Source organism: Polaribacter porphyrae (assembly GCF_002954685.1).
GTDB lineage: Bacteria > Bacteroidota > Bacteroidia > Flavobacteriales > Flavobacteriaceae > Polaribacter > Polaribacter porphyrae.
The window spans coordinates 3298890-3318183 of the sequence record NZ_MSCN01000001.1 but is presented as its reverse complement, the minus strand read 5'-3'; the positions used below and the strand labels follow the sequence as shown (position 1 = coordinate 3318183).

Sequence of the window (19294 nt, the reverse complement as noted above, 5' to 3'; positions counted from 1 at the left end):
TTAAATTAATTTATTGCAAATTAAATATTCAGCTATTTGAACTGTGTTTGTTGCAGCACCTTTTCGCAAGTTATCAGAAACAATCCACAAATTTAAGGTATTTTCTTGAGATTCATCACGTCTAATTCTACCTACAAAAACTTCATCTTTATTGTGAGCATTTATTGGCATAGGATACAAGTTGTTAGCTAAATCATCTTGTACAATAACTCCTGGAGTTTCACTTAAAATAGTGCGAACTTCTGCTACATCAAAATCATTATGAAATTGAACATTTACAGCTTCTGAATGCCCACCTGCAGTTGGTATACGAACTGCAGTTGCAGTCACTGAAAAAGAATCATCTCTTAAAATTTTCTTTGGTTCTTTAACCAGTTTCATTTCTTCTTTAGTATATCCATTTTCCATAAAGATATCACAATGAGGTAAAGCATTTCTACCAATTTTATGAGGGTAAGCCATTTCACCTTCAATACCAGCTTCTTCATTATCTAATTGCTGTACAGCTTTAACTCCAGTACCTGATACAGATTGATACGTAGAAATTACCACACGCTTCATTTTATATTTTGCATGTAAAGGTGCTAATGCCATTACCAACTGAATTGTAGAACAATTAGGGTTTGCAATAATTTTATCATCTGCAGTCAAAACATCGCCATTAATTTCAGGAACTACTAATTTTTTAGTTGGATCCATTCTCCAAGCAGAAGAATTATCTATAACAGTTGTACCAACTTCTGCAAATTTTGGTGCCCATTCTAAAGAAGTATCTCCACCAGCAGAAAATAATGCCACATCAGGTTTTAAGTTAACAGCGTCTTCTAAAGTAACGACTGTATAACTATTTCCTTTATATGATAATTGTTTGCCTGCAGATCTTGCAGAAGCCACAGGAATTAATTCTGTGATTGGTAAATTACGTTCTTCTAAAACTTTTAACATTACTGTGCCAACCATTCCTGTTGCACCAACTACTGCTATTTTCATTTGTTTCTATTTTATTAACACTGCAAAGATGATAACAAATAAAATTATGACCATCATTTTAATAATTATTTACCAATATATTTTGAATTGTTTAATTTCTAACAACTTGATGTAATTTTAAATATTGTATCGAATTCATCTTTAAAAAATCAATAATATCTTACACTTTTTTTTAGCTTTGCAGAAATATTTGTTTCATAGACCCAAAATTTGGTTCTGCTTAAAATTAGTATAGCATGCAACTGTACAATACATTAAGCGCAAAAGAACGCGCTGCTTTAATAGATGAAGCTGGTAAAGACAGAATTACCATTTCTTTTTATCAATATCACAATATAAAAAACCCTCAAATCTTTAGGGATAAATTGTTTTTAGAATGGAATGCACTTGATGTTCTTGGCAGAACTTATGTTTCTTACGAGGGTATTAATGCTCAAATTTCTGTGCCTTCTGAAAACTTTTTTGCTTTAAAAGAGCAATTAGATAATATTGTTTTTTTAAAAGGAATTCGATTAAATGTTGCTATTGAACATGACAACAAATCGTTTTTAAAGCTTAAAGTAAAAGTTAGAAACAAAATTGTTGCAGATGGTTTAAATGATGAAACTTTTGATGTTACAAACAAAGGTGTGCATTTAAATGCAAAGGAATTCAACGAAATGTTGGCAAACCCTGATACTGTTTGTGTGGATATGCGTAATCATTATGAAAGCGAAATTGGTCATTTTAACGGTGCTATAACACCAGATGTAGATACGTTTAGAGATTCTTTAGATATTATTGAAGCCGATTTAAAAAACAACAAAGAAGACAAAAATTTGTTGATGTATTGTACAGGAGGTATTCGTTGTGAAAAAGCTTCAGCTTATTACAAACACAAAGGTTTTAAAAATGTTTTTCAACTTGAAGGAGGAATCATTGAATATACTCGTCAAGTAAAAGAAAAAGGTATTGAAAATAAATTTATTGGTAAAAACTTTGTGTTCGATCATAGACGTGCAGAAAAAATCACAGATGATGTAATTGCCAATTGTCATCAATGTGGAAAACCTTGTGATATGCACACCAATTGTGCAAATGAAGCTTGTCATTTATTATTTATACAATGTGATGAATGTTCTTCAACAATGGAAAATACTTGCTCTACAGAATGTCAAGATATTATCCAGCTTTCTTTCGAAGAACAAAAAGAACTTAGAAAAGGAAAAGGGAATAGCAATAAAATTTTCAAAAAAGGACGTTCTGAAAAGTTGAAATTTAAAAAATAAATCATTCAAAATAAATTTTAAAAACTCTAGACTAAAGTTTTCTTTCAGATTCTAATTCAATCCTAACGAATTCTAAAAATAAGGTTATTATAATAAAATTTCTACTTACATTTAATTTATAATAAGTAACAAACAGTTTATGAATTTTTAAATAAAACCTATTTTTTCATTCTTTAAGAATGTGTATATTTACCTGTTAAGCAATAAAATCAATTTTTATTGTAACTATTTGATAATCATTTTAAATAAAAACTTTAGTGTTGCTTTAATTTGTAACTACAAGCTACAGTATAACAACTAAAGTCTCAATAATATATGGCATGTGGAAGTTGTGGTACATCAGAAAATGGAGTACCTAGAGGTTGTAAAAGTAATGGAAATTGTGGCACAGGAACTTGTGGTAGTGGAAGCGAAAAACTAGCTGTTTTTGACTGGCTCTCGAACATGACATTGCCAAGTGGACAAGAACGATTCAATATTTTTGAAGTTCGTTTTAAAAATGGTCGTAAGCATTTTTATAAAAATGTAGATAATTTACCCATTTCTATGGGAGATATTTTAGCTGTGGAGGGCAACCCAGGTCATGATATTGGAACAGTATCATTAGCAGGAGAACTAGTAAAAGTTCAAATGAAAAAGAGAAAAATTACTGCTGATAGTGAAGATATTAAAAAAATATACAGAAAAGCTACTCAAAAAGATATTGACATTTGGCAAACTGCAAGAGCAAAAGAAACTGAAACCCAAAGAAGAGGAAGAGAAATTTTAGGACGTTTAGGTCTAAAAATGAAGCTTTCTGATGTAGAATATCAAGGGGATGGAAATAAAGCAACTTTTTATTATACAGCAGAAGCAAGAGTAGACTTTAGACAATTGATTAGAGATTTAGCAAGTGCTTTTTCTATTCGAGTAGAAATGAAACAAGTAGGTGCAAGACAAGAAGCAGCAAGATTGGGTGGAGTTGGTTCTTGTGGACGAGAACTATGCTGTTCTACTTGGCTCACAGATTTTAGAAAAGTAACTACCTCTGCTGCTCGTTATCAGCAATTGTCTTTAAATCCGTTAAAACTAGCTGGGCAATGTGGTAAGCTTAAATGTTGTTTAAATTTTGAGCTAGACACCTATTTAGATGCTTTAAAACCGTTTCCAAAACAAGATGTAGTTTTAAAAACTGAAAAAGGAGATGCAGTTTTTGTAAAGATGGATATTTTTAAAAAACATCTTTGGTACACCTATAAAGAAGAACGTTTTAAATGGTATAGACTTACGCTAGAACAAGTTTTAGAGATTGTTGATTTAAATAAAAATAACGAGAAATCTATTTCGTTAGAAGAATATGAATCTGATATTGAAATACCATTAAAAGTAGATTTTGAAGATGCAGCTGGGCAAGATAGTTTAACACGTTTCGACGCTCCAAAAAAGAGCAAAAGAAAACGTAATAATAGAAACAAAAGAAATCGAAAACCAGTTGAAGCACAGGTAAGTGCAACAACAGCAAAAAAGCAACAAAACAGAAAGCCAAAAAATAAAAATAACCAACAAAACCAACCAACAAATACGACTAAAAAACCTAGAAGAAACAACAGAAATAGAAATAACAACAGACAAAAAAATGGAAATAATTCTGAAGAAAAATAATATTTTTCTACTTTCTACTTTGTTATTATGTTTTTTTTCTTGTAATGATAGTCTAGTGTTCACAAAATATAAAACACTAGAAAAATCAAGTTGGGAGGCACATAAAAAGGTTAATTTTGAGATTGATATTAATGATACTATTGCTGCAAATAATGTTTTTATTAACTTAAGAAATAATAAAGATTATCAGTTTAGCAATATTTATTTGATTACAGAAATGACTTTCCCAGATGAAACTATAATCATAGATACGTTACAATACGAAATGGCAAATGAAAAAGGGGAATTTTTAGGAAGAGGATTAACAGATATTAAGGAAAATAAACTCTTTTACAAAGAACATAAAATATTTCCACAATCTGGTAAGTATCAAATAAATGTTAGACATGCTATGAGAAAAAATGGAAGTATTGATCCTATTCCTTTTTTAGAAGGAATTCAAGATGTTGGGTTAAGTATAGAAAAAGTAAAATAAAATGACAAAAAAGAAAAAAAGCAACTACAGAAAATATCTTATTTGGTTTTGGACCATAGTTTTAGGTGGTTTTTTAACAGTGTGTTTATTATTTTTTACAGCATCAATAGGAGGTTTTGGAGCATTACCAACTTTTGAAGAATTAGAAAATCCACAGACTAATTTAGCAACTGAAGTAATATCCGCAGATGGTATTACCATAGGTAAATATGCAGCAGAAAACAGAACACCTGTTAAATTTAAAGAACTCCCCAAAAATTTAGTAAATGCATTAGTAGCAACTGAAGATGAACGATATTTTAATCATTCAGGGATAGATTTTAAAGGTACAGCAAGAGCTGTATTAAAACCTGGAAGTGGAGGAGCAAGTACCATTACACAACAACTTGCTAAAATGTTGTTTACAGGTAAAGCCTCTAGAAATATTTTTGTGAGAATAGGGCAAAAAATGAAAGAATGGGTAGTAGCTGTAAAACTAGAAAGTCAATACACAAAGCAAGAAATTATTGCGATGTACTTAAATAAATATGATTTTTTAAATTTAGCAGTTGGCATTCGTTCTGCTGCTAGAATTTATTTTGGTAAAGAACCTATAGATTTAGAGATTCATGAATCTGCAATGTTAGTAGGTATGCTAAAAAACTCATCTTATTTTAACCCTTTAAGAAGAGAGCAAAAAGTAAAACAACGAAGAAACGTAGTTTTATTACAAATGACAAAAAATAATTATATTTCTGAAGATAAAAAGAAAGAATTGCAAAGATTACCTCTAGATTTAAATTACACACCAGAAAGTCATGATGAAGGTTATGCTACTTATTTTAGAACTCATTTACAGAAAGTAATGCGCAAATGGGTGCAAGATAACCCTAAACCAAATGGTGAAGAATATGATATTTTTAGAGATGGATTAAAAATTTATGTAACTATAGATTCTAGAATGCAAAAGTATGCTGAAGATGCAGTTTCAGAACACATGGCTAACTTACAAACCTATTTCTTTAAAGAACAAAAAAGAAATAAAACTGCACCTTTTTATGATTTAGAAAAAGATGAAATTGCAAGAAGTTACGATAGGGCAAGAAGAAATTCTGATAGATATAAACGATTAAAAGCAGGTGGAAAATCTAAAGAAGAAATCAATAAAATTTTTAAGACAAAGACTAAAATGAAAATCTTTTCTTGGAAAGGAGATATAGATACTATTATGTCTCCAAATGATTCTATTAGATATTACAAACACTTTTTACGTTCTGGTTTAGTTTCTATAGAACCGCAAACAGGTCACATAAAAGCTTGGGTAGGTGGCATTAACAACAAACATTTTAAGTATGATGCAGTTGCTCAACAAAAAAGACAAGTAGGTTCTACTTTTAAGCCTTTTGTATATGCAACTGCCATTAATCAATTAAGAAAATCTCCTTGCGATTTATACCCAAATACTCCATACACAATACCAAAAGGAAAATATGGAATTCCAGAACCTTGGACACCAAAAAATTCAAATGATAAATATGGTGGCATGCTTTCTTTAAAAGATGCATTGGCAACATCAACCAATGTTGTAACAGCAAAATTAATTGATCAAGTAGCCCCAATAAATGTGGTACGTTTAGCAGAAGCAGCTGGTATTGAAACTAAAATTCAAGCAAACCCTTCAATTGCATTAGGTGCTGTTGATTTATCACTATTAGAAATGGTAAGTGCATATAGTACTTTTGCCAATAAAGGTTTGCGTGTAAAGCCAATGATTATTACAAGAATTGAAGATAAAAACGGAACCGTTTTAAAAGATTTTGTACCAGAAACTCAAGAAGTTTTAAGTGAAGAATCTGCCTATGTAATTTTAAACTTATTACAAGGTGTTGCTGATTCTGGATCAGGGATTCGTTTACGTGCCAAATGGACTTCTGGTGGTAAAGCTGTTACAGGTTTTCCTTATGAATTTACAAATGAAATTGCTGGTAAAACTGGTACAACACAAAATCAATCTGATGGGTGGTTTATGGGAATTGTACCTAATTTAGCAACAGGAGTTTGGACAGGTGGTGAAGATAGAGCTACCCATTTTGCTGGTATTACAAAAGGACAAGGTGCAACCATGTCTTTACCTTCTTGGGCTTTATTTATGAAAAAATGTTATGCTGATAAATCACTAAACATTAGTATGGAAAAATTCGAAAAGCCAGAAAATTTATCAATAAATATAAATTGCGTTGAAAAAACTGATGAAGATAAAAATGTAATTGAAGATGATGAAACTAATTTTTAATCGCTACTAAAATGATTAATAAAAAAGTAAACAATGTAAAAGAAGCTCTAGTTGGAGTAGAAAGTGAAATGACATTTATGCTTGGTGGATTTGGTTTGTGTGGTATCCCAGAAAATGCCATAGCAGAACTTGTAAAGCTAGGTGTTACAAATGTAACTTGTATTTCTAACAATGCTGGTGTTGATGATTTTGGTCTTGGATTACTCTTACAAAACAAGCAAATAAAAAAAATGATTTCTTCTTATGTTGGTGAGAATGATGAATTTGAAAGACAAATGTTATCAGGTGAACTAGAAGTTGAACTAACTCCACAAGGAACTTTAGCCGAAAAATGCAGAGCAGCTCAAGCTGGTTTTCCTGCATTTTATACACCTGCTGGTTATGGTACAGAAGTAGCTGAAGGTAAAGAAAATAGAGAATTTAATGGAAAAATGTATGTGTTAGAGCCTGCATTTAATGCCGATTTTGCTTTTGTAAAAGCTTGGAAAGGAGATGCTGCTGGTAACTTAATTTTTAAAGGAACTGCACGAAATTTTAATGCAAATATGTGTGGTGCCGCAAAAATCACTGTTGCTGAAGTTGAAGAATTAGTTCCTGTTGGAGAATTAGACCCAAATAATATTCATATTCCAGGGATATTTGTTCAGCGTATTTTTCAAGGAGAAAATTATGAGAAAAGAATTGAGCAAAGAACTGTAAGACAAAAATAATAGCTATGACTTTAGATAAAAATGGGATTGCAAAACGTATTGCTAAAGAAGTCAAAGATGGTTACTATGTAAATTTAGGAATTGGTATTCCTACTTTAGTAGCAAACTTTGTAAGAGATGATATAGAAGTTGAGTTCCAATCTGAAAATGGAGTTTTAGGTATGGGACCATTCCCTTTTGAAGGTGATGAAGATGCAGATATTATAAATGCAGGGAAACAAACCATAACTACAATGCCTGGAGCTAGTTTCTTTGATTCAGCTACAAGCTTTGGTATGATTCGTGGCAAACATGTACACTTAACCATTCTAGGAGCCATGGAAGTTGCTGAAAACGGAGATATTGCCAACTGGAAAATTCCAGGAAAAATGGTAAAAGGAATGGGTGGTGCTATGGATTTAGTAGCATCTGCAGATAATATAATTGTAGCGATGATGCATACTAACAAACGAGGAGAAAGTAAGCTACTTAAAAAATGTTCCTTGCCCTTAACAGGAGTTGGCTGTGTTACAAAAGTAGTAACTAATTTAGCAGTTTTAGAAGTAAAAGACAATACTTTTCATTTATTAGAAAGAGCTCCTGGAGTATCTGTAGAAGAAATTCAAAAAGCAACAGAAGGTACTTTAGTTGTTAATGGAGAAATTCCTGAAATGATATTGTAAGTGAACTATTTAGCAAGAAGACCTTTTCTAGTAATCTTTCTTTTTACTTTAATTTTAATAGCAATATTAGATTTAGTTTTTAATGTAAATAATATTTTCATAAGAAATGGATTAGCAGTAGCTCTAGCTGTTTTCTTATCTCCAAGAAAAAAGAAAATTGAAACACAAACAGGAACAAAAACTCAAATTACTTGGATTTTTTTAAAAGAATCAATCATTATAGATTAGATGAAAATTACTAATAAATCTATAAAATTTCTTATCATTTCTTGATGGGTTAATATTAACTGTATTAGTGGAGTTTGTTATTTATCAAATAAGTAAAGAGTTTTTTTCAAGCAAAGAAAAATATCCAGATGGAATAATTTTAGGAGAGATATTAGTAGAATTCAAATTATTAAATTTATCTTAAAATATTGAAAAACAGACCTATACTTTCTAATTATTTCTTTGATATTAATAATTTTTTTTAAATTTGTATGACTATATAACCAAACATATCAAATCAAAAATATTTCAATAATGAAATAGACCCCTTTTTTTTAGACTTGAATTTTAACATTTAAAATCTAATTAAAATGAGCATTATTAAAAATTACTACTTTCTTATTTTCCCTTCTTTGGTGATTCTTTTTATGTATAGTTTAGATAAAATCCTTAACTTAAATGAACTGTGGATAAAATTACTTATCGCTATCCCAATTGCTTACCTTCTTTCTCCTAGAATTAAAATTATAAAAAAGAGGTATGGCAAAGAAAAACGATTAAGCTGGTTATTTTCTAAAAAGATAATTTATATTAAACTTAAAGAATAATATTTACTTATTTTTGGCTTACAGTTACTTTTTCTTTAAGAAGAAACTAAAAGCTACACATGAAAATAATATCCTATAACGTAAACGGAATTAGAGCAGCACTAAAAAAAGGGTTTTTAGATTGGTTACAGGCTGCAAATCCTGATGTAATTTGTATTCAAGAAACCAAAGCTCATAAAGAGCAACTAGATGTTACTTTATTTGAAGATGCTGGTTATCCATATCACTATTGGTTTTCCGCACAAAAAAAAGGCTACTCTTCAGTAGCTATTTTTTGTAAGGAAAAACCAAATCATATTGAATATGGTACAGGTATAGAAACAATGGATTTTGAAGGGAGAAACCTGCGTGTAGATTTTGATGAAGTATCAATTATGAGCCTCTATTTACCTTCTGGTACTAATTTAGATCGATTGAATTTCAAACTTAATTATATGGATGAATTTCAAGAATACATCAATAATCTAAAAAAAGAGATTCCTAATTTAATTATTTGTGGAGATTATAACATTTGTCATGAAGAAATTGACATCCATAACCCTAAAATGAAAGGTGTTTCAGGTTTTTTACCTGAAGAAAGAACCTGGATTGGTAAATTTATTGAAAGTGGTTTTATTGATAGTTTTAGATATTTAAACCAAGACATTCAGCAATTTTCTTGGTGGAGTTATAGAGCCAATGCAAGAGCAAATAACAAAGGTTGGCGATTAGATTATGCTATGGTTTCAGCATCTTTAAAGGATAAAATTTCAAGAGCTTACATTTTACCGGAAGCAAAGCATTCAGACCACTGCCCAATTGCTTTAGAATTAGATATTTAATTCATGAAAAAAATCATATTTCTACTTTTTATCAGCTTTTCTGTAGTTTCTCAAGAAAAAATTGACACAATTATTCAACCTAAAAGAGACACTATTTTTATAGCAAAAGATTCTATTAAAACACCAATCAAAAAAGAATTTTTCACTGATAACGACCTAAAAAAAATTGATAGTTTATTGGTTGAAGAAAAATTTAATTCTGCTTTAATAGATACCCTAGAATATGTTATTGATGATAAAGATATTATTGGTAATACCAACAGAGTTTTAACTACAGATTTACTAAAAACTAGACTCACAAAATTAAATAAAAACACTCCTTTTAATTTGGCTTTTAATCCTGCTTTAGAAAAAGTAATTAACAGTTATTTGCTATACAGAAGAAAGTATTATCCAGCATTAATGGCAAAAGCTAAATATTACTTCCCAATGTTTGAGCAGTATTTAGATCAATTTGATATTCCTCTAGAAATGAAATATCTAGCTATTGTAGAATCTGCATTAAAACCCAGAGCAAGATCTCGAGTTGGAGCATCTGGTTTATGGCAATTTATGTATGGCACAGGAAAACAGTTCGATTTAAAAGTGAGTTCTTATGTTGATGAAAGATACAATCCTGAAAAAGCAACAATTGCCGCTTGTAAATATTTAAGTCAGTTGTATAAAATTTTTGGTGATTGGGACTTGGCTTTGGCAGCCTACAACTCTGGACCAGGAAACGTATCAAAAGCAATAAAACGTTCTGGAGGTTATAAAAACTATTGGAATATTAGACCTTATTTACCCAGAGAAACAGCAGGTTATGTACCTGCCTTTTATGCTACAATGTATATTTTTGAACATGCAAATGAACATCAAATTTATTCTAAATTACCCAAGTTTTTCAACTTTCAGACAGATACAGTTCATATAAAAAGAACCATTTCTTTTGACCAAATTTCTGAAATGATTAACCTAGATGATAATGTTTTATCGTTTTTGAATCCTTCTTATAAATTAGATATTATCCCTTATATTAAAGAAAGGAATTATGCATTACGATTACCATCAAACAAAATTATTGAGTTTTTAGATAAAGAAAAACAGATCTATGCTTTGGCTGATGCTGATGATGCTAAAAGAGAAAAGCCTTTACCTAAATACTTTGAAATGGACAAACGTATACGATACAAAGTAAAAAATGGAGATTATTTAGGTAAAATAGCCAATAAATTTGGCGTTAGAATTAGTAGTATAAAACGCTGGAATCGTCTAAAAAGTAGTCGTTTAAAAATTGGACAACGATTGTATATTTTCCCAAAAAGGATTCCTGTTTCTAGTAGAAAATCTAGTAAATAACTTTTTAATTTTTCTTTTAAAAAGAAGTTTCTAATTTTATATTGCTAAATTTAAAAATTGGAACAATCTTTGGTAAGGTTAAACTTTACATTTAAAACACAAAATTATTTAAAAAACTAAACTGATGAAAAAACTACTTTCTATTGTTATAATTACCATCTTATTTTATGCTTGTGTAGGTAATGATAAAATTATTTTAAAAGAATCTATTGGTAAGATAAATAAAGTAATGGTGGTTGCTAAAATTAGTGATTGGACAGGAGATATTGGCCAAGAAATTAGAAACTCTTTTGGTGAGCTTATGGTTGGTTTACCTCAACCAGAATCAATTTTGTCTGTTTCTCAAGTTGCTCCAACAGGCTTTAGCTCTATGATGAAAGCAAGTAGAAATATTTTAGTTATTACAGAAGGTGAAAAAGAAAACTTTTTAGTAAAAAGAAATGTGTATGCCCAACCACAAACAGTATTATACATACAAGGAAAAGATGATGAAACTATTATTAAAATTTTAAAAGAAAGAAAACAAGAGATAAGAAGGATATTTCTAGATTCTGATATTAAATTTACGCAAAACATCTTTGCTAAAGAAAAGTTGGATGATAGTAAATTTGCAACACTTCGAAATTTAGGAGTTTCACTTACAATTCCAGAAAAGTTTAGAACAGTAAAAGACACGCTTAACTTTTTATGGTTGCGTAACCATTTAACAAGTGGAATTGCAAAAACAGGTAGTAATAATATTTTGGTGTATTCGTTCCCTATAGAAGATGAAACCACAATAGCAGACAGTATTGTTTCTGTAAGAAATAAAATTGGTAAAATGCACATACCAGGTTCAGATCCAGAAAAAATGCACATGATTACAGAAAAGGCATACACTCCTTTTACTTTTGATGCAATAATAGATGGTAAAAAAGCTTATGAAACTCGTGGAAAATGGGAAGTAAAAAACGACTTTATGGCTGGCCCTTTTTTAAATTATACTATTCTAGACAAAAAGAATAACAGAATTGTAGTTGTAGAAGGTTTTACGTATGCACCTTCTGTAAATAAAAGAGCGTTTCTTTTTGAGCTGGAGGCTATTGCAAAGTCTATAAAAATTGATTAAACATTATAAAAGTGTTGAGTATTTCTAACCCAACACTTTTATTTTTAGTTTAAATTTTACTATTCCACTTTAAATATATTATTCTCCAATTTAATATCTGCCATTAATCCACTTTTATCAATAATAACAGATTTTATAGGTTTAGCAACTTCAAAAGAATAAGTAGGGTGTGCCCAAGTCCAATCTTCTAAAATTTTAGTTGCTGTTGGCTTTTCTCCCCTCATCATTCGTAAAGGAATGTTGTAGCTTTGCTTACTTCCATCAGTAAACTCAACCTCAACATCTATAGGCATTGGCATTTTACCAATTCTTTCTAAAGTAATGGTTTTATCGTTTACAGATTTTACTCCATAATCTATAGTATGGGTTGTTTGTGTCCACTCATTTAAATACCAATCTAAATGAATACCAGATACTTTTTCCATAGTACGTTTAATATCATTTGGTGTTGGGTGCTTAAAACTAAAATCATCAAAATACTTTTTTAACCCTTTTGCTACATTATCTTTTCCAATAATGTATTCTAATTGACTTAAAAAGATGGCTCCTTTAGAATAGCTTCCTGTACCATAAGCCCAGTTTGTATGATACCTGTCTGCATGTGTAGAAAGTGGCTCTTCAAAACCTCTAGTTACTAATGCTCTATATCCTCTATAAGAACCTGCATTTGGGTTTGCTCTATTTCTATTCATTATTTCGTTTGATGCATAATTAGAGATATAAGTTGTAAACCCTTCATCCATCCAAGGATGTAAACTCTCATTAGAAGCTAATAAAAACTGAAACCATGTATGTGCCATTTCGTGGGCAGTTACACCAAATAAGCTACCAAAACTTCTTTTTCCTGTAACTAAAGTTGACATTGCATATTCCATACCTCCATCTCCACCTTGTATTACAGAATATTGTTTGTATGGGTATTGCCCTACATTTTCGCTAAAATAGGTCATTAATTCAGCAGTTTTGGGTTGTAAGTCTTTCCAGTTTTTTAAATATTTTGCATCTAATGTTTTCTTATATAAAAAATGTAAATCAATACCATTTTCCATTGTTAAAACATCATGATTATATTCAGAATCTGCTGCCCACATAAAATCATGTACATTAGGTGCTTTAAAATGCCAAGTCAATTTATCACCTTTAGGTAAGTTTAGTGGTTTACTCTTATCTTGATAATTATGCCCTACTTCTTGAGGGTTTTGTAAATATCCAGAACCACCAACTACATAGTTTTTATCAATATGAAGTGTTACATCAAAATCTCCCCAAACTCCGTGAAATTCTCTTGCAATGTAAGGTGGTGTATGCCATCCTTGAAAATCATATTCTGCCATTTTAGGATACCATTGACTCATAGATAAAGCAACTCCTTCTTTACTATTTCTTCCAGATCTACGAATTTGAATTGGTACTTGTGCATCAAAATTCATATCAAAAATTACACTTTCTCCAGATTTTATAGGTTTGTTTAAGGTAACTTCTAAAATAGTACCAACTGTTTCGAAATTTACTGTAACACCATCTTGTTGTAAAGAATTTACTTTTATGTAACCAATTTCATTTGGTTTTAATTTACCAATCCTATCCCCAATTTTACCACTTGGATCTTTAATATTTAAAGAACGAACATCCATTTGAGAACCTGGCTGAAATGCATTAAAATACAAATGATAAAACACTTTATTTAAATCATCAGGAGAATTGTTGGTATATACCAGCTTTTGTTTTCCTTTATATTGATAGTTGTTTACATTCATATCAATATCCATAGTATAATCTACATGCTGTTGCCAATAATAGTTGTTTGATGATTTTGACGCTGATTCTTTCTGTTTATACTGAACATCTTTTGTTTGTGCACAAGACACAATCATGATAACCGACAATAGTAAAAAAAGTATTTTTTTCATTTGTTGAATTTTAATTTTGATAAAAATAATAAATCATTGATGATTTATTCTACTAATAATTTTCTATTTTTTGTTTGATAGGTAGTCTGCCAATTGCAATGCATTATATGCATTCACAACCCTACCAGAAACTGATAACTCTGAAAAAGGAACCATTTTCCCTTCTGGATTTTTTTCATTTTGTGAACCTGGTTTTATTACCTCAAAATTGATTTTTACTCCAGAGTTCATCAAAATATACTTTACCTCTTTTGCTGATAAATTTGGATAGTAAGAACGAATTAAAGCAGCAACTCCACTTGTTGCTGGTGCAGCCATAGAAGTTCCACTTTGTGGTTCATATTCGTCTTTTGGTATTGTTGAATAAATATCTACACCTGGTGCAAAAACATCAACATTTATTTTACCATAGTTGGTAAAATCTGCTGGCAATTTTTCATTATAGTGCAAACTACTAGCACCAATAGTAATTACATTGTCTGTGAATTCAGTGATTAAATCTTTAGAATCTGAAGGAAAACTCTTTCTAACATCTATATTTTTACCATCATTTCCAGCAGCATTTACTATTAGTACGTCTTTTTCAGCAGCATATTTTAATGCTTCATACACCCAAGCTGCATTTGGTGAAAATCGTTTCCCAAAACTAGTATTAATAATTTTTGCTCCATTATCAACTGCGTATCTAATGCCTAAAGCTACATCTTTATCATGCTCATCTCCATCAGGTACAATTCTTACTGCCATAATTTTAACATTATTAGTTACACCAACAGCACCTTTATTATTATTTCTGTTTGCAGCTACAATACCAGCAACATGTGTTCCGTGCATTTCTAAATCTTTGCTACCTATTACATTATTATTCCCGTAAAATTTATCATTGACATCATATAAATCATCTCCTAGATTTTGACGAACATTTAAATCGAAATCATAACCTTTCATTGCTTTTTCTAAATATTCTTTATACTCCACAACATTTTTTTTGTATTCAACCAATTCTGCTTCTGTACCTCCTTGATTTAAGATGTTCTTTACGTTATTTACCAACATAACATCTTGTAATTTTGTTGGTTTTAACTTCTCTAAAACAGCTACAGTTAATGTATCTTTTTTTGCTATTTTTTTAACAGCATCGAAAGCATCTTGAACTCGTTTAAGGTTCTCTAAAGTTTGTTGCATTTGTTGCATTTCTGTCTTCTTCTCTACAATAGTAGCTTTGTATTCTTTATCTAATTTAAGATATTCTTGATAAGCCTCTTTATCAGCTTCAGTAATTTCTGACGCTTTTTTACCATCAAACTTTAACCTGCCTTTTTTTACCAATCTTGTAATTTCTAGCTGATCTGCATTAACAATATCACCTTTAGCATTACCAAGAAAATTCCAACCATGAATATCATCTATATACCCATTTTTATCATCATCTTTGTTATTTCCTTTTATTTCATTTTTGTTTGTCCAGAGTAGATTTTTTAAATCTTCGTGCTCAATATCAACTCCTGAATCTGCAATAGCCACAACAACTGGCTTCCCTTTTTTGCCTTCTAAAAATTTATAGGCTTTTGCCAAACTAATACCAGCTATAGAATCTGTGGTAATGTCTAGATGATGCCATGTTTTTAAGGCTTCGTCAGATAGTGCAATTTTTTTTGCAGGAGTTGCTATAATATTTTCAAAAGTTGGTGGATTTACAGCAACTTTAGTAGCACCACATCCTGATAATATAATACTAGTAATAGCAACAAAAATACTCGTCTTTAAATTCTTCATAATTGTTCTTCTCTAATTAAATACTTCAGAAAATTTGTGTGTTGTGTTTAAACGAACTCCTTTTTCAGTATGCTTTAACGTACAAAGTTCGTTGTAAGCATCATGTTCTAAAAATAGGTAGAAATTTTTATTTGCAGCTTCATTTAAAAAGGCTGCTTTTTCTTTGATTGTTAGCAATGGTCTTGTATCATAACCCATAACATAAGGCAAAGGAATGTGCCCAACAGTTGGTAACAAATCTGCCATAAAAACTATTGTTTTACCTTGATAATTGATTTTTGGTAACATTTGTTTTTCTGTATGACCATCCATAAACAAAACATCAAAACCTATTTGATCTTTATAATTTCTATGGATAAATTCCAGTTGCCCACTTTCTTTTATTGGGTTAATATTTTCCTTTAAAAACGATGCTTTTTCTCTTGGATTTGGTTCTGTTGCCCATTTCCAATGTTTATCATTACTCCAAACTTTTGCATTTTTAAATGCAGGAACTAACAAACCATTTTCATTTCTTTGGATTACACCTCCACAATGATCAAAATGCAAATGTGTTAGAAAAATATCGGTAATATCATCTCTGTGAAAACCATATTTTTTTAGAGACATATCCAAAGAAAAATCACCAAACAAATAATAGTAACTGTAAAATTTATCGGATTGTTTGTTGCCTAAACCTGTGTCTATCAAAATCAAACGATTCCCATCTTCAATAAGCATACAACGCATACTCATTTCAATCATATTTTTACTGTCTGCAGGATTTGTTTTTTGCCAAATCGATTTTGGTACAACACCAAACATTGCACCTCCATCTAATTTAAAATTACCAGTTTCTATGGGATATATTTTCATCTAAAAAAGAATCTAATGGTTAGAAATTCAAAAGTTTACAAATATGTTAAAAATATGATGATTTTACGTTAAGAAAAATGTAAAGATGTTTACTTTTAGTAAAGTATAATTCAAAAAAATCACTTTTTTATATGTCCTGTACTTATACATTATATTGTATAAGATAGTCCTACTCATTTTAGGTAGTAATTTGGTATAGAAAATTATTACCTTTATTATTAGAAAGATTCATTATTAGAAATGAAAAGAATTATTTTAATCTTATACTCAATTTGCCCTCTATTAATTCTATCACAAGAGCATCTACTTGAATTTGAAAAGCTTGATAAAAAAATAGTAAAGAAAATTCTATCAAACAAAAAAGATGGAATTGATTTATTATTTGATTCAATTAAAAAAATCAGAATTCCTGAAAAGCAAGATTCTTTAAATGCGCGAATAAATCATCTATCTGGAAGCCATTTTTATGACATAGGGAAATATGATAATGCAATGAAATTATGGATTGATGCAGTAAAAAGTTACGAAATAATAAACGATTCTTTAGCAATATCAAAACTTTATAACAATATGAGTCTGATATTAAATAATGCAGGAAAATATAAAGAATCTCTAGATTTAAAAAAGAAAGCATTAAATTTTTGTCCAGAATCTTTAAATGCAAGGTGGAATACGATATTGCTTCATAATATTGGCTATACTTACTACTATTTAAAAGAGATTGATAGTTCATATAAATATGTTAATTTATCATATTACAAGGCAACAAAATTAAAAGATAGTGTTGGCATTGGAACAGCTATAAATACCCTATCAGAAAGTTATCTTCATAAAAAAGACTATAACAATGCTTTAATTTATGCAGATAGTTTACAAAATACTTACAAAAAATATGTTAGCCAATTTGTTTATGAAAATTCTCTTTATTTTTCCTCAATAGCTTACTATAATAAAGGGAAATACAAAAAAGCTTTGCAAAAAGCACAACAAAGTTTAGGGCTAATTTTAAAAAATGGAATGCTTATTAATGCCGCAGAAAATTATGAACTAATCAGTAAAATTTATCAAAAACAAGGGAAATCTAAAAAGGCACTTGAAGCTTTAATTAAAGCTAAAAAATTTAATGATAGTATTTTTAATATTAATCAACAAAAAACTGTATTAGATTTAGAAAAAAAATACGAAACAGAAAAAAAAGAAAAAGAGAATTTAATTTTAAAACAAGAATCTTCAAAGAAAGACTTGACAATTTCTAATAAAAATAATTACATTCTCTTTGGGAGTCTTGTTTTTCTTTTTGTGATTGTACTATTAATCTTATACCAATTAAAAAAGTTTAAGAAAAAGAACAATGATTTAAAAAAATCAATATTAAAAAGGCAAAAATTAGAGAAAGAACTAGAAAAAGTAAGAGAAAATATAGCTCAAGATTTTCACGATGGAATGGGTAACAAATTGGCTAGAATTAATGTTTTGGCAGATTATCTTATTAGAAATAATACTATAAATTTAGAGAAGTTAAAATCTGCATTGAAAGGTATAAAAGAAGATTCTGATATACTATTTAAAGAAACTAGAGATTTTATGTTTTCTTTAAATACCAAAAGTGATTATTTAGAAGAAGTAGTCACTTACATTTCTGATTTTGGAGAAGATTTTTTTAAGGCTTTTGAAATTGATTTTTTTATCGAAAAAAATATTGATAAAAACTGCAAACTACCTTATTATTGGAACAGACAAATTATTCTAATTTTTAAAGAAGCTATGACTAATGTAGCCAAACATTCAGAAGCAACAGAAACATACTTCATTATTATTCAATACTATAACAAATTAACAATGGCTTTAAAAGATAATGGGAAAGGGTTTGATGTTGATAAACTTGATAAAAAAAATGGACTAAAAAATATGAAACATAGAGCGAACAAAATTGGAGCAGAAATCTTTTTTGATAATAAAAATGATTTTTTTGAAGTACGTTTTGAAGCCACAATAAGATAAAACTATGATAAATGTAATAATTATTGAAGATAATGAACCTTTGAACGATATTTTTAGTCAAATTATTCAATCGTCTAAAAAGTACAATCTTGTAGGTGCTTATTTGTCTTGTGAAGACGCTCTTCAATATTTAAAAGACGATATGCCAGAGATTGTTTTAATGGATATTGAACTGCCAGGAATGAATGGAATAAAAGGTACCAAAGAAATCAAAAAAAAGTTACCCAATACAAAAGTGATGATGGTTACTGTATATGAGAATTCTAAAAATGTTTTTGATGCACTTTGTGCAGGAGCAACTGGTTATCTTACAAAAAATGCAAATTCAGAAAAACTTATTGAAGCTTTGAATGAATTACAAAATGGTGGTGCACCTATGAGCATCAATATTGCAAAAATGGTAGTTGAATCTTTTAAGAAAGCTCCAGATACTATTTTAACGGAAAGAGAAACTCAAGTGATTACTATGCTATCATTAGGCAACAGCTACAAAACTATTGCACTAAATTTAGAAATCAGTATCAACACTATTAAATATCATATTAAAAATATATATGACAAACTACAAGTTCATACAAAAGAAGAAGCGATAAGAGAAGCTTCTAAAAGAAAACTAATTTAATTACTACTACCCATAATAGGTAGTTCTACC

The 19294-nt window shown here is 29.6% G+C and carries 17 protein-coding genes; 13 read left to right on the top strand and 4 right to left on the bottom strand.

The genetic code is table 11. The annotated features are described in order from the left end of the window. Nucleotides 1-990, bottom strand: coding sequence for an aspartate-semialdehyde dehydrogenase (locus tag BTO18_RS14875; protein WP_105016984.1), 990 nt, complete (start codon nt 988-990; stop codon nt 1-3). 236 nt (nt 991-1226) lie between these two features. Between BTO18_RS14875 and trhO the strand changes: the two genes are divergently transcribed. The 11 genes from trhO (at nt 1227) to BTO18_RS14820 (ending at nt 12100) form a co-directional block, all read left to right on the top strand. Continuing rightward, the gene (gene trhO / locus BTO18_RS14870) at nt 1227-2258 is read left to right on the top strand and encodes an oxygen-dependent tRNA uridine(34) hydroxylase TrhO (protein WP_105016983.1); all 1032 of its coding nucleotides are present in this window, start codon (nt 1227-1229) and stop codon (nt 2256-2258) included. 315 nt (nt 2259-2573) lie between these two features. Continuing rightward, nucleotides 2574-3899 carry a PSP1 domain-containing protein gene (locus tag BTO18_RS14865; RefSeq protein WP_105016982.1) on the top strand — a complete coding sequence of 442 codons (1326 nt, stop codon included), beginning with the start codon at nt 2574-2576 and terminating at the stop codon, nt 3897-3899. Beyond that, on the top strand, nt 3874-4374 hold the full coding sequence (locus BTO18_RS14860; protein ID WP_105016981.1) for a gliding motility lipoprotein GldH: 501 nt from the start codon (nt 3874-3876) through the stop codon (nt 4372-4374). Before BTO18_RS14865 ends, BTO18_RS14860 begins: the two co-directional genes overlap by 26 nt. 1 nt (nt 4375) lies before the next feature. After that, nucleotides 4376-6646: a transglycosylase domain-containing protein gene (locus BTO18_RS14855; RefSeq protein WP_105016980.1), complete on the top strand. Its 2271-nt coding sequence runs from the start codon at nt 4376-4378 to the stop codon at nt 6644-6646. Between the two features lie 11 nt (nt 6647-6657). Further along, nucleotides 6658-7356, top strand: coding sequence for a CoA transferase subunit A (locus BTO18_RS14850; protein ID WP_105016979.1), 699 nt, complete (start codon nt 6658-6660; stop codon nt 7354-7356). A 5-nt stretch (nt 7357-7361) separates the two neighbouring features. Continuing rightward, nucleotides 7362-8018 (top strand): 3-oxoacid CoA-transferase subunit B, encoded by a 657-nt coding sequence (locus BTO18_RS14845; protein WP_105016978.1) that lies wholly within the window; start codon nt 7362-7364, stop codon nt 8016-8018. Further along, a complete protein-coding gene (locus tag BTO18_RS14840; protein ID WP_105016977.1) occupies nt 8019-8246 on the top strand; it encodes a hypothetical protein in 228 nt (75 codons plus the stop codon). Between the two features lie 350 nt (nt 8247-8596). Further along, on the top strand, nt 8597-8833 hold the full coding sequence (locus BTO18_RS14835; RefSeq protein WP_105016976.1) for a hypothetical protein: 237 nt from the start codon (nt 8597-8599) through the stop codon (nt 8831-8833). A 59-nt stretch (nt 8834-8892) separates the two neighbouring features. Next, nucleotides 8893-9654, top strand: a complete 762-nt coding sequence (locus BTO18_RS14830) for an exodeoxyribonuclease III (protein WP_105016975.1) — start codon at nt 8893-8895, stop codon at nt 9652-9654. Between the two features lie 3 nt (nt 9655-9657). After that, the gene (locus tag BTO18_RS14825; RefSeq protein WP_105016974.1) at nt 9658-10992 is read left to right on the top strand and encodes a lytic transglycosylase domain-containing protein; all 1335 of its coding nucleotides are present in this window, start codon (nt 9658-9660) and stop codon (nt 10990-10992) included. Nucleotides 10993-11116: 124 nt separating this feature from the next. Further along, on the top strand, nt 11117-12100 hold the full coding sequence (locus BTO18_RS14820) for a DUF4837 family protein (RefSeq protein WP_105016973.1): 984 nt from the start codon (nt 11117-11119) through the stop codon (nt 12098-12100). A 59-nt stretch (nt 12101-12159) separates the two neighbouring features. Here the strand turns inward: BTO18_RS14820 and BTO18_RS14815 are convergent, their stop codons facing one another. The 3 genes from BTO18_RS14815 to BTO18_RS14805 form a co-directional block, all read right to left on the bottom strand. Next, entirely contained in the window at nt 12160-14010 is a 1851-nt protein-coding gene (locus BTO18_RS14815; RefSeq protein ID WP_105016972.1) for a M1 family metallopeptidase, read from the bottom strand. A 63-nt stretch (nt 14011-14073) separates the two neighbouring features. Further along, entirely contained in the window at nt 14074-15786 is a 1713-nt protein-coding gene (locus BTO18_RS14810; protein WP_105016971.1) for a S8 family peptidase, read from the bottom strand. 12 nt (nt 15787-15798) lie between these two features. Next, on the bottom strand, nt 15799-16641 hold the full coding sequence (locus BTO18_RS14805) for an MBL fold metallo-hydrolase (protein WP_105016970.1): 843 nt from the start codon (nt 16639-16641) through the stop codon (nt 15799-15801). Nucleotides 16642-16881: 240 nt separating this feature from the next. Between BTO18_RS14805 and BTO18_RS14800 the strand changes: the two genes are divergently transcribed. Both BTO18_RS14800 and BTO18_RS14795 read left to right on the top strand, forming a co-directional pair. Continuing rightward, the gene (locus BTO18_RS14800; protein ID WP_105016969.1) at nt 16882-18642 is read left to right on the top strand and encodes a tetratricopeptide repeat-containing sensor histidine kinase; all 1761 of its coding nucleotides are present in this window, start codon (nt 16882-16884) and stop codon (nt 18640-18642) included. Between the two features lie 4 nt (nt 18643-18646). Further along, nucleotides 18647-19264, top strand: a complete 618-nt coding sequence (locus BTO18_RS14795; protein WP_105016968.1) for a response regulator transcription factor — start codon at nt 18647-18649, stop codon at nt 19262-19264. Nucleotides 19265-19294 lie beyond the last annotated feature (30 nt).